Source organism: Clostridium sp. CM038 (genome assembly GCF_055081105.1).
This window is the reverse complement of sequence record NZ_CM143651.1, coordinates 1,065,024-1,076,783: the sequence shown is the minus strand read 5'-3', so window position 1 is coordinate 1,076,783 and position 11,760 is coordinate 1,065,024. Positions and strand designations below refer to the sequence as shown.

The 11,760-nt window shown below is 30.8% G+C and carries 12 protein-coding genes; 6 read left to right on the top strand and 6 right to left on the bottom strand.

Annotated features, from left to right (window positions below; genetic code table 11):
* Nucleotides 1-90: 90 nt before the first annotated feature.
* Both ACWJKS_RS04825 and ACWJKS_RS04820 read right to left on the bottom strand, forming a co-directional pair.
* Nucleotides 91-303 carry an acyl-CoA thioester hydrolase/BAAT C-terminal domain-containing protein gene (locus tag ACWJKS_RS04825; protein WP_462961045.1) on the bottom strand — a complete coding sequence of 71 codons (213 nt, stop codon included), beginning with the start codon at nt 301-303 and terminating at the stop codon, nt 91-93.
* 323 nt (nt 304-626) lie between these two features.
* Entirely contained in the window at nt 627-2,120 is a 1,494-nt protein-coding gene (locus ACWJKS_RS04820; RefSeq protein WP_462959674.1) for a hypothetical protein, read from the bottom strand.
* Between the two features lie 180 nt (nt 2,121-2,300).
* On the opposite strand from ACWJKS_RS04820, the gene ACWJKS_RS04815 reads away from it, so the two are divergent.
* From ACWJKS_RS04815 to ACWJKS_RS04790, 6 genes are all read left to right on the top strand, one after another.
* The gene (locus ACWJKS_RS04815) at nt 2,301-2,924 is read left to right on the top strand and encodes a class I SAM-dependent methyltransferase (protein WP_462960562.1); all 624 of its coding nucleotides are present in this window, start codon (nt 2,301-2,303) and stop codon (nt 2,922-2,924) included.
* 16 nt (nt 2,925-2,940) lie between these two features.
* A complete protein-coding gene (locus ACWJKS_RS04810) occupies nt 2,941-3,387 on the top strand; it encodes a MarR family winged helix-turn-helix transcriptional regulator (protein WP_462960561.1) in 447 nt (148 codons plus the stop codon).
* A 621-nt stretch (nt 3,388-4,008) separates the two neighbouring features.
* Nucleotides 4,009-4,581 carry a MarR family winged helix-turn-helix transcriptional regulator gene (locus tag ACWJKS_RS04805; RefSeq protein WP_462960560.1) on the top strand — a complete coding sequence of 191 codons (573 nt, stop codon included), beginning with the start codon at nt 4,009-4,011 and terminating at the stop codon, nt 4,579-4,581.
* Nucleotides 4,574-5,512, top strand: coding sequence for an ABC transporter ATP-binding protein (locus ACWJKS_RS04800; RefSeq protein WP_462960559.1), 939 nt, complete (start codon nt 4,574-4,576; stop codon nt 5,510-5,512). Before ACWJKS_RS04805 ends, ACWJKS_RS04800 begins: the two co-directional genes overlap by 8 nt.
* A gap of 10 nt (nt 5,513-5,522) precedes the next feature.
* A complete protein-coding gene (locus ACWJKS_RS04795; RefSeq protein WP_462960558.1) occupies nt 5,523-6,266 on the top strand; it encodes an ABC transporter permease in 744 nt (247 codons plus the stop codon).
* The gene (locus ACWJKS_RS04790; protein WP_462960557.1) at nt 6,266-7,249 is read left to right on the top strand and encodes an ABC transporter permease; all 984 of its coding nucleotides are present in this window, start codon (nt 6,266-6,268) and stop codon (nt 7,247-7,249) included. The genes ACWJKS_RS04795 and ACWJKS_RS04790 overlap by 1 nt, the downstream gene beginning before the upstream one ends.
* Before the next feature lie 135 nt (nt 7,250-7,384).
* On the opposite strand, the gene ACWJKS_RS04785 is transcribed toward ACWJKS_RS04790, so the two are convergent.
* The 4 genes from ACWJKS_RS04785 to ACWJKS_RS04770 form a co-directional block, all read right to left on the bottom strand.
* Complete coding sequence (locus tag ACWJKS_RS04785) at nt 7,385-9,124, bottom strand: sensor histidine kinase (protein WP_462960556.1); 1,740 nt, start codon at nt 9,122-9,124, stop codon at nt 7,385-7,387.
* Between the two features lie 389 nt (nt 9,125-9,513).
* Nucleotides 9,514-10,254, bottom strand: a complete 741-nt coding sequence (locus ACWJKS_RS04780; protein ID WP_462960555.1) for a sulfite exporter TauE/SafE family protein — start codon at nt 10,252-10,254, stop codon at nt 9,514-9,516.
* Between the two features lie 232 nt (nt 10,255-10,486).
* Nucleotides 10,487-11,056 carry an acetylglutamate kinase gene (locus ACWJKS_RS04775; protein ID WP_462960554.1) on the bottom strand — a complete coding sequence of 190 codons (570 nt, stop codon included), beginning with the start codon at nt 11,054-11,056 and terminating at the stop codon, nt 10,487-10,489.
* A gap of 186 nt (nt 11,057-11,242) precedes the next feature.
* Nucleotides 11,243-11,554 carry a hypothetical protein gene (locus ACWJKS_RS04770; protein WP_462960553.1) on the bottom strand — a complete coding sequence of 104 codons (312 nt, stop codon included), beginning with the start codon at nt 11,552-11,554 and terminating at the stop codon, nt 11,243-11,245.
* Nucleotides 11,555-11,760: the final 206 nt, after the last annotated feature.

Here is an 11,760-nt window from a genome sequence, read left to right as displayed (position 1 = left end):
TATACTGAATCATAAAAAAAAGTTTAAATATTTAGTTACAGTAGTTAAATTATTAGTATACGACATGAACAAAACTTTATATTAACGATACTACTTTGCCCAATTTTCCAAAAAATCAATTGTCTCATTCCATGCATCAATATTTGCTTTTGCCCACCTGTCTATGTCTACTCTAGATCCTTTTAATGATGGTATAGACTGAAATGGTACTGTTAGCATATGACCTGATTTTTCATAGGTAATATGTTTATATTCATATTTAAAATTTGATTTTTCAAGCAACTTCATAGCCTTTTCTTTGATAGTGACTTTTTCTTCATATCCTGTCCAATTACATTAGATTCGTTAGTTCAATTATCTACACTCTATTTCATAAAAAAACTTAAATAATATTGAGTTTTTTTATGAAAAGTAGTACTATATTAATATAGTACGAAACAAGAACTATATCAACGTGCTATATTAGAGTAGTCACGGAAACTAATATGTAAAACTTAATTATGTATAGAGTCATTATAGTGCTATAAATTTTATGTTCAGAGAGCAGTTAGGAATAAAAATAGGTATAGCAAACAAGCCTACACGATGCAGGAATTTTCAGAAAAAAGTACTTAATTGTCAAACAGCTACTCTAATAAATTTAAAATACTAAAACCTGAAACTTTAAGTCTTGCATCTAGATGAATATTAATTCCAGCAATCATAGTCATAAATGAATAACGTTTTTTACCATGTATTCGTAAAGTATGAATTTTATAATCATTTAGAATACGATTGTTTATACGTTCTGAGCAGGTTCTAGTTTTATAAATAGTTTTCCATTGTTTTGAGCCGCGAGGCACAGGAGTAAACAACCGCAAATCCCATGATGGTTTAGTGTAGATTACTCGCCCATAAGGTGAAGGTGAGCACTGTTCACAGCAAGAGCAACTAGCAACCTTTTTTAAAACTAAAGGGCAACGCCATTTAAGGCGTGAACGACTTTTTTCATAACCGTTATAGACCATTTCATGGCCACCAATACAGATAGGAAATCCTTTTTCATTAATATCTAGAGTAACTGGATATTTTGAATTTCCTTTGTTTTTGGAGTTCAGATCAATAAAGGGATTAATGTTCCATTTAGAACATAATTCATATGTAGGGTAGTTATCATTAGCTGAGTCAAGAACATAATTTGATATAGTGAACTGCGGTAACAGTTCTCTAAATTCAGCTAATGCTACTATTCCAGTGACACTGTCGTGTCTGCTTGCCTCTACAAATCGTAGATAAATAGGTAGATCTATCTTATATTTTTTATTATAGACAGATAAAGCATAGAGAGTGTAGCCATAAAACCAACGATTTTCATGGCTGTCCCAACCCCAATTAGCATTTATGTCAGAAAGTCTACGAGGGCATTTGCAATCGTAAATTCCATTTTCACGGCAGTCACAAACTTTAGAACCATAGTAAGAAGACTTACAGTGAACACAAGTACCATCGCCGCCAACTGTAAGGTTATCTTTTTCTATTAAGTTAAGATTAAAAGAGGGTTCTACAGCAACTAATGAGAATATTTTTTGAAGCAGCCTTTCGGCTCTTAGGGAAAATGAGCGACCAGCTTCAAAAAAATCTGAAATTCTCTTAACAACACCAGTTTTTTTATTAGGAAGCTTTTTATTTTTCCCGGGTGCCTTAATTTTAGAGGGTTTCTTCTTATACGAATATATTTTTTTTAGGTTTACCCTGTCGGTAGACAGATTTGAAAGCCATAATCTAGAGATAAAATCATAATGAGCACCAAGTGATGGGACATTATTTTTAGTGCAGCCTATACAGGTTGCAAGTAACTCACAGGCATGAATCTTTTTAACCCAGTTGGTAATGCTTGTTTCCTTTTGAAAAAGCATTAAAGAAAATGAACGAAATATCTCAGGTTGAAGAGTTGCAGGTCTACCAATATTAGAATAATAAGGTTTTAATATCTCTCTAAGAATATCTAAGTCTAAGCAATACAACTTAGAGATAGAAGGTTCAAGTTCTATAATTTTTTTAGGAAAAGCTTTGTAGAAACATGAGAGATTTAAAATAATAAATTGCTGATAATCAGCATGAGAGCTCCAATTTTTAAGCATAAAATAATCCTCCTATTAAAACATGTCTTTAAGAGGAGGACCGCAAAATTTTACAGGCTTGTCAAGTGTTTTATGCAAAAAAAGTGGGGGAATCAACAAAAATTAATGATACTAAAAATGAGTAATCACAGGAGCTAAGGAGTTTCCGTGAAAGCTCTATTATTTAGAGGGGGAACTTATATGAAAAGCAATAAAAATGTTTTTAAAGAGAATTCAAAAATAAATTTTAATAAACAAGCTGAATCTTACGATAAAAGTGCTAATGGGAAATTCGTAGCTCCGATGTATAATGAAATTATTAACAGAATAATGCTTGTTAAGCCTAAAAAATTATTAGATGTTGGATGTGGCACAGGAAATGTATTGATGAAATTAGTTGAAAATAATAATATAGAATTATCTGGATTAGATATTTCAGAAAAAATGATTGATGTTGCAAAAAAAAATCTTGGTAATAGAGCAGATTTAAAAGTTAGCGATTCAGAATGTATTCCTTGGGAAAATAATACTTTTGATGTAATCGTATGTAATGCATCATTTCACCATTATCCGAACCCAGATAAAACATTATTGGAGATGAAAAGAATATTAAAATCTAATGGAACATTAATTATTGGAGATCCAACTGCACCAGTAGTTATTAGACAAGTATTAAATTTATATTACAAACTAAGTAATACTGGTGATTATAAAATATATCATAAGAATAAAATCGAAGAACTCTTAATAAAGTCTGGATTTAAGCCATTTAACTTTAAAAAAATAAATCATAAAAGTTTTGCTATTAATGCTAATATAAAATAAATTTTGGAGTGATAATATGGATAAAGAATATAAAAAGCAAGTAGATGAATTAAATAAATTATGGCATTTTATGCTAGTAGCCTCCAATTATAAGGAAATAGAATCAAAGTTTTTGAGAATACAAGGACTAAGAACTAATGAACTTACAATACTTAGAATTGTCTCTGAAAAAGAAAATATTATTATAAAAGATATATTAGAAACATTAAATGTACCTAAAAGTACATTAACCAGCATGATTGATAGATTAGAAAAGCGTAATCTTATTATTAGAGCTATTAGTAACAAGGATAGAAGATCCTATAAACTAGAACTTACGCAGGAAGGTCACATGGCACAAGAGGAACATATTAAATTTGAAGAAGAGCTTTACGGAAAGATAATGCTTTCTTTAGATACTTATGAAGATAGAGAAAATTTATTAAAACTTATAAGAAAAATGGCATACAATATTTCTAACTAATAGTAGTAAATTATCATGAAATTTTAAAATTTAATAATAATTTATAGAAAGGTGTGATTTTGAACGGAAAATAGTTTAACTACACATATATACCCTCGTCAGAAGATATTTGGAATAATACATATAAATTTAAGCCCTATAAATTGGTAATTAAAAATTAATTGCTTTTAGCGTAGATTTCATCAAAATGCCGGTAGTTCTATTATTTTGGTTACACCTAAAACAAAAATATACAAAATAATAAAATGCTATCTTCGACCAAAGAAAAAACCATCTGAGCTCAGCTCCAGATGGTTTTTCTTAATGACTGGAGTTATATACATTTCAATGCCTATTGCTACCCTACTTTTCTAGCCATGTTAGCTTCCTTTATAAAAGGTAAAACAGTAACTTTATAAAAATTACAGTCCTTGATAGCATGTACTGAACTATAACTACGATACAGAACTCACAGGTGGTTTAAATCTCTTTTGAGGTTCTATATCTCAAACTACTAATAGTCGTTTGAGATATAGATTATAGTTTGACTGTATTCACAAAAATAGACAGTATATTGACAAATTTAAAGTGTTCTGTTACTATTGTTTCGACAGTATAATGTCTTAATAATAGGAGGTATTTATGGATAACTATAGAGATTTATTTTTAATGCAGCAAACTTACGCTACACTTTTTTCTCTTAACAATAAGCTTCAGGTACAAGGCGATAAATACTTTGAGAGCTTAACTTCAAGACAGTTTATGGCAATGATTGCAATTATTCATTTGCCGGAGGATGGAACTACGCTGAACAATATTGCGAGAAAGTTAGGTACCACCAAACAGAGTGTGAAACAACTGATAACGATTATCGAAAATAAAGGTTACGTTGTCACGATGCCGAGCCAGAAGGATAGGCGCGCGGTAAATGTTAAAATTACAGAGTCTGGGAAACAGGTAATGATGGAATGTGGTGAAAAAGGAATGAACTTTTTCGCAGATGTTTTTAAAGATTTCACCACGAACGAAATGGAAATATTGTGGAACCTATTAAAGAAACTGTATCGTTTCAACGGTGAAGAGCAGGATGGATTTGAAGAAGATGCTGGTTTTGGAGGGGAAGAAGAACTAAGTGACGATCAATCGAGGGCATTAAAGGAATTTGAAAGACGAAGAAATCATTCTCGAAATGAGAGGAGAGATAAAAATGAATAATATTGTTACCGTTAAAAATTTAGAAAAAAGTTATAATACGAAAAAAGCTGTTGATGGAATAAATTTTGTAGTAAATAGAGGTGAAATTCTTGGACTCTTAGGTCCTAATGGGGCGGGCAAGAGTACAATTATCAATATCCTTGCCACCATATTATCACCTGATAATGGCGAAATAACTATTTTGGGCCATGATTTAAAAAAAGATGTAAAAGCCATCAAACTGGGAATTGGAATAGTTCCTCAGGACCTGGCCATTTATGAAGAAATTACTGCCGAGAAAAATGTGCGTTTTTTTGCAAGTCTATATAAACTCAAAGAAAATCAGCTGGAAAAACAGGTCAAGGAGGCCCTTGAATTAGTAGGTCTTTACGATAGAAAGGATGATAAGCCAAAAACCTTTTCAGGCGGCATGAAAAGAAGATTAAATATTGCTTGTGCCATTGCCCATAAGCCAAAACTTATTATCATGGATGAACCCACAGTTGGTATCGACCCCCAATCAAGAAATCATATATTGGAATCGATTAAAATCCTGAAAAATGAAGGTGCAACAGTTATCTATTCCACACATTACATGGAAGAAGTGGAAGCGATTTCTGATAGAATCATTATTATGAACGAAGGAAAGATTATTGCTGAAGGTACAAAAGAAGAATTAAAACAGGAAGTGAATGATGAAATCACATATTCTTTTCATGTAAACAATTTAAATGAATTAAGCAATAATCAATTTTCCGGAATTGATGGCATAACTAAAATTGAAATTACTGAAAATGTGTTTAAAATAACCGCCGAAAAGTCAAAGGATAATCTCAATGAAATCATATCCGTAATCATAGCAAAGGGCTGTAAGATTGAAAGTATGAGCAGTAAAGAGGCATCTCTAGAAACTGTATTTTTAGAACTTACCGGAAAGAATCTAAGAGATTAGGAGGAAATACATGAACTTTATAAAAATAGTCAAATTTGATTTTATGAATATCATTAGAAACCCAACTCTGCTAATGTTTAACACTGTATTTCCAATAATAATGATTGCGGTTATGGGTTTTGTGACAAAAGGTAATTATGGTGCAGGGCATGTAAGTTCCTATGATTATTATGGAGTCACAATGATGATTTTTACAGCGTTATTCATTGCCATGACAGCTTCCAATACATTTATGGAAGAAAGGGTAAAGGAAGGTAATACTCGCATAGTATATGCTCCGGTTTCAAAAACAGAGATATATCTATCTAAATTGATTGCTACTTATATTTTGGGTACGGTTTCATACAGTGTTTTATTGCTTGTAGGACAATATATTTTTCATATTAACTTTGGAGGAAAAAACATTCTGTATATTATGTTGTTAATCAATGTATTTTCGTTATTTGGCTGCTCTCTCGGCACCATGTTCTGCTGTATTTTCAAAAGTGAAGAAGGAGCAAATTCTGTAATGCAAATATTTTTGTTTTTGTTTATATTTTTGGGTGGCTTGTTTTTTTCTGTAGCTAGTCTTGGAAATATAGTGGAGAGAATATCTTATTTATCGCCAGTCAAGTGGGTTACAGAATGTACATTTAAGGTCATTTATGATAATGATTTCAGCATATACCTCCCTACTCTTCTCATTGTGTTGTTTAGTAGTATCATCTGTATAATAATATGTCAAATCACTTTTAAACCGGAGGAATATGTATAATGAATGTGCTCAATCTATTTAAAAATAATTTAAACAGGATTTTAGCAAAAAAAGAGATAGTTATAATTGCAGTGGTCGTTGTACCCCTTATGATTGGAGTTGCTGTATTTTTTTCTGGCAAAATGGAGATGAAGGAACATATTGCCTTGGTAACAAATTATGCACAGAGCATTCCCAAAAATGATAGGATTAAAATTGATGTAATGAATGAAAAACCAGCTACTTCGAATCTCCTTTTGGGTAAATATGCTGCCGTTGTGGAAGAAAAAAACGATGGAACCTATGAGGTAACAGGTATAAAAAGCAAAGCTGATAAGGAACTCATAGAAAACTTTTTTAACTTCGGTAAAATTCCCAAAAGCGATCAAAGTGGACAATCGAAAAGAGGTGTTGGAACAAATATTTTAGGATTTATTCTAATGATTGTTTTAATGCAGGGGGTTGCTTTGACGATCCTTTATCCAGAAGATAGAACCCTAAAAACATTTAGGCGGATATTAACGACACCCGTAAGCGAAAAGCAATATATTTTTGCACAGGGAATTTTTACATTTTTATGTCTTTATATACCCACCTATCTAGTAATTGTTATCACAAAGCTGTGTTTTAATATAAAGATTGGATTTGGCCTTTTAATGCTAGCAATGTTAATTGGAATTCTTACTGCTCTCTCAACATCACTTGCTTTATTTATTTCATCAGTGCTAGAGAGAAACATCTCTTTAGTGGCCAGTGCTATATACGTAATAACTTGTATATTAGCAGGCTGTTTTTATTCCTTTACGGGGAACAATAAAGTTTTTGATACTATTTGCAGTATCCTTCCACAAAATGCATATATGACATTGATTCAAGGGATAGAGAACGGGAATGGCATGTTTTATTTTAAAGGACAGCTTATATATTTACTTATTTGGATTGTTGCACTTTGGCTCTTAGGAAGTATTATTACTAAGCGAAAAATGAGGCAAGGCATCTATTAAATGATATCTCAAGTATGTATAAAATCAAAAGATAGACAAAGCTGCACAGATTATGTGGCTTTGTCTATCTTTGTGGAAGTGAGCTCTTGAAGATTCTGCTTGTCAAAATGGAATAGGTATTAAATCCAGCATGTCCTATTTATATACATCTGAAAACTCAATTTTTATTTTTTGCTCAAAATCGTTTATGCCATTATCAACCCTCTTTATACTTTCTTCTCTGCCATCATGCTTCAATACCTTAACAGGAAATTTTATAAAAAACTTAGTACCAACTCCATATTTACTCTCAACTGTTATCGTCCCACCTTGTATTTCTACCAGTGATTTAACAAGAGATAATCCAATACCACTTCCTTCATAATTTCTTGTAAATGATTTATCTACCTGACGAAATCTATCGAATATTAGATTCACCTTGTCGCTCGGTATACCTATTCCTGTGTCTTCAATTGAAATAGTTATGTATTCTTCACCATCAGATATATTAACAATTATGCTTCCACCAGGATTTGTAAACTTTATAGCATTGGATAGCATGTTAAGCATTATTCTTTCAATTTTATCTAGATCGCAAGCCACTATCTTTTCCTCTATATCAGTATCAAATATGAGACTTAAGCCATTATTATTAATATACTCAGCTACAGCTACAGATAAAGTAATTTCCTCCACTATATTAACAATATTACAATTGACCATATTCAGTTCATAAAAACCTACATCTAATTTAGTTAAATCAATTAAATTGTTTATTACTTTTAGCAATCTAAAGCAATTATGTTTTTCAATATTTATATTATTAATAATCTTTTCCCTATTAATAAGATTTTCTTCATCATTAATACACATTCCAATAATTTGTATTGTACCTAATATTATATTTAAGGGAGTTTTTAGTTCATGAGAAACATTGGCAAAAAATTCAGATCTTAACTTCTCTATTTCAATAGCTTCATTCTGTAATGCTAATTCACTCCGTTTTTTTTCTGTAATATCTCGCACAGTTGCTATAATTATTTCATCTTCATGAATCTTTGTAGCATGAACATTAACTTCTACCCAAAAGTCTTTGTTACTTTTATTTTTAACTATAAACTCTTGTATAAGATGTTCATTACTACTTAACGATGCTATATCAACTTCAGTATTATCAGATTTTTTTGAGATAATATCGTATACATTCATGCTTATTAATTCATTTTGCGAATAACCAAACATAGTGGTGGCAGTTTCATTTACATCTGTTATATTTCCATAAACATCATGAATGAATATTGAATCACTTACGGAATTAAAAATTGCGCTTAGATATTTTTGGCTTTTTTCAAGTTCATTCTGAGAATTTTCATACGTAAGTTGCCTTAAACCACTTTCGGCAAGCGTCATAATAAGCCCTGAATAATACTCAATTATATGATCAACCTTCTTTTTAGAATAAACAGGCACCTTGCTTAACGCATCTAGATACTCTTTTTCATCAAACCCTAATTCTATTGCTTGTGCTGCAAAATATTCTTTATCTATTACTTCATCTTCATAAAAAAATTGGCTAAAAAAAATCGTAGCCAAATGTTCTCCTGAAATAACAATAGGAAATGCAATATCCCTCATATTATTTAGACACTTATAAGATATATATACACCATCCATAATATGATCACTAATATATTGATCACTAATGGAGCATTGCATGCATGTAACTGGATGAACTCTATGAAACTTAGTGCATATATCCTGCCATCCCGTTGCAATAATAATTGTGCCGTCTATATCCACAATTCCAAAATTAATGCCTACAGCAGCATAAATATTTTCAGCCATCTTTTTTAGTGAATCAATATTTATTAGTTCTGAAAATTCAACTTCCCTCATAAATAATTCCTCCTAAGTAACGTACCCTCTTATAAAAAATAATGTGCTCCACTCTACTTTACCTGTGTTAAACCTTCTATTTTATTCTTAACCATATCTACCTCAGTACAAAATTTTACATTTTTATTTTTAAAAACTTCATTAAAAACATTCTATCATAGTAACTTTGCTAAATTAGGGGAATACTGTCGTATTGGATATTTAAAATTATAAAAATTCTATAGCTAATATTAAAAGCTGTGAAGTAATTACTTCACAGCCTTTTCATTTATTTAATAATTTTTATTTATCAAAATTGGAAGAAGAAAAAATTTCATCTAAATCATTAAAGATACTATATCCTTGTGCATAAAATATGATTATAAATCGGATTACTGTTTTTTCTAAACTTATACCAACAGTCTTACTGCTGCTATAAATGTCATGATTATAATAATATATCTGAAGTTTTTTTCATTAATTTTTTTAATCATAAGCATCCCTAAGAGTGCTCCTACTGCAATTGCTGGTATCATACCAATGCTAAGTAAAATAGTTTTAAATGAAATATTTTGCCAAAATAAAATTTGCAATGGTAATTTGGCCAAATTAACAAGAAAGAAAAACCAAGCCGTTGTGCCCATAAAATCATTTTTTTTGAAGTTCATAGATAACAAATACACACTGAATATAGGGCCTGCAGCATTACCAATCATGGATGTAAAGCCAGTAGCAATTCCAGCCATTGCATAAAACCATTTATTTGTTGAGACTTTTATATTTCCACCTTTTTTTTCAGTATAAATTAAAGCGACTAAGCAAAGTAAAACTGAAATAGATATAACCGCCTTAAATTGTTTATCATTAATAAAGTTTCCAACTATAACGCCTAGTAGTAAACCTATGATTGTCCATGGCAAAAGTTTTTTTATATTTTCCCATTTAGCATGTCGATTATAATAGTACACTGCAAAAACATCCCCTACTACTAATATAGGAAGTATAACACCTGTAGATTCTTTCCCTCCAAAAACACTAGCAATAATTGGTATAACAGGCATCAGAAATCCGCTTATTCCTGTCTTTGAAACTCCTACTAAGATGGCCGATATTATTAAACATGACCATTGCATCGTTGATAAATTAAACATATGAATGATTCCTATTAATATTTAAAGTCTGATCTTGTGGATTGCGTTCCACTGGTGCCAATATTCTTTAATAATTGTGATATTTGATTAATCTCCAAAATACTCCTCCTTTGTTTAACCATAAAGTGCCATATTTTTAATTTTACCCTATATGCCTTTAATTATCTATACTTTTTATAATTAAATTATCTCCTGCGTAGCTGCACAGCTTTGCAGAAGATGAATTGAAAACTTATTTTGAAAATTGTTTAACAATGCCCTCTGCCATAACGTCTGCCATCTTTAGAGCTTGATTTTCAATTTCATCGTATACTGTGATGCTTCTTTCGTAGTTGTTGGTAAGTATATCGATTGCCTCTGCTTTGGTCATAGCCAAGTGTTCATATAACATTGTTTTCCAATTTTCTTGAGACCAATAAGGATTGATTCTAGCAAGGAAAACTGCGATTTCATCTGCATTTGCGTACCATCTTTTCTCAGCATCTGCTGCCTCTTTACTATAACCAGCTTTGGCCGCTTTAACAAGCTGTGCGGCGATGACAAGATGACTTTTAAATAATTCACTAAATTGAGAAGCAATTTCATCCCCATAGAAAGGTTTTAATACTAACTTAAAATCTGTTGGATTTCGAAGAAGTCGCTTAGTAACAAAATCTACATCTGGTAAATCTTTTATTATGCTTGTTATTGTCATCCTCGTCCAGACAATATGTTGTTCCCAAAGTATACGCATAATATTTCTTAAATCTACTTCTGCTTCACTAATTATCCTAGGCTCAGTAATGTGCCGTTGCGCCACCATCCAAGATGCATCATATGGAAATAAATACATTGTTATCACCACTTTCTAATTTTTATACTATAATATGCTTATGTGAGCAATAAGTACCCATAAAAAAAGGAATATAGAAGGACATAACAAATTGAGGTTAGTATACGATATACTAACCTCTCTATTATTTCAATTCTTTTCATAATCTACATAAAATTACAAATAGTATATTGTCCCAGTGAAGTTTACTTCTGAATCCTCTTCATAGTCAATATACGCCCCTTTAAGATCTACAACATTTTCATGTATATCAAATCCTTCTATGCTTATTGTTTCTATTACATTATTTTCATTAACACATGTTGCCAATGTATCATAATAATCTTCTTCATCATTATATATAATTGCAGTACTTAATATTCTAAATGTTGCCTCCCTTATAATTTTTCTATTTTTATTTATAATTTTCCCAAACTTAATTTCTTGTACCCCCTCTTTTTTATCATTGTCTTTAAATAAAAAACTCATTCCGATTACTTCCCTTCATTTTTATTATAATGATTCAATATCAATATTATTATAGTCAATTTTCTTATCAAAAGAAACATTCCCTATTCAGCCAACTAACCAAGATTTAAATAATAATCATATAACTATAATAGAAGTTTTAATACTTATTAGCGAAAGGAAGTATATAAATGGTGGATATGCATTATAATCTTGTAAAGACAGGA

What these genes read in the sequence shown, in the direction of transcription:
- ACWJKS_RS04820 (WP_462959674.1), bottom strand. Translation starts at nt 2,120, where the DNA reads ATGCTTAAAAATTGGAGCTCTCATGCTGATTATCAGCAATTTATTATT.
- ACWJKS_RS04815 (WP_462960562.1), top strand. Translation starts at nt 2,301, where the DNA reads ATGAAAAGCAATAAAAATGTTTTTAAAGAGAATTCAAAAATAAATTTT.
- ACWJKS_RS04810 (WP_462960561.1), top strand. Translation starts at nt 2,941, where the DNA reads ATGGATAAAGAATATAAAAAGCAAGTAGATGAATTAAATAAATTATGG.
- ACWJKS_RS04805 (WP_462960560.1), top strand. Translation starts at nt 4,009, where the DNA reads ATGGATAACTATAGAGATTTATTTTTAATGCAGCAAACTTACGCTACA.
- ACWJKS_RS04800 (WP_462960559.1), top strand. Translation starts at nt 4,574, where the DNA reads ATGAATAATATTGTTACCGTTAAAAATTTAGAAAAAAGTTATAATACG.
- ACWJKS_RS04795 (WP_462960558.1), top strand. Translation starts at nt 5,523, where the DNA reads ATGAACTTTATAAAAATAGTCAAATTTGATTTTATGAATATCATTAGA.
- ACWJKS_RS04790 (WP_462960557.1), top strand. Translation starts at nt 6,266, where the DNA reads ATGAATGTGCTCAATCTATTTAAAAATAATTTAAACAGGATTTTAGCA.
- ACWJKS_RS04785 (WP_462960556.1), bottom strand. Translation starts at nt 9,124, where the DNA reads ATGAGGGAAGTTGAATTTTCAGAACTAATAAATATTGATTCACTAAAA.
- ACWJKS_RS04780 (WP_462960555.1), bottom strand. Translation starts at nt 10,254, where the DNA reads ATGTTTAATTTATCAACGATGCAATGGTCATGTTTAATAATATCGGCC.
- ACWJKS_RS04775 (WP_462960554.1), bottom strand. Translation starts at nt 11,056, where the DNA reads ATGGTGGCGCAACGGCACATTACTGAGCCTAGGATAATTAGTGAAGCA.
- ACWJKS_RS04770 (WP_462960553.1), bottom strand. Translation starts at nt 11,554, where the DNA reads ATGAGTTTTTTATTTAAAGACAATGATAAAAAAGAGGGGGTACAAGAA.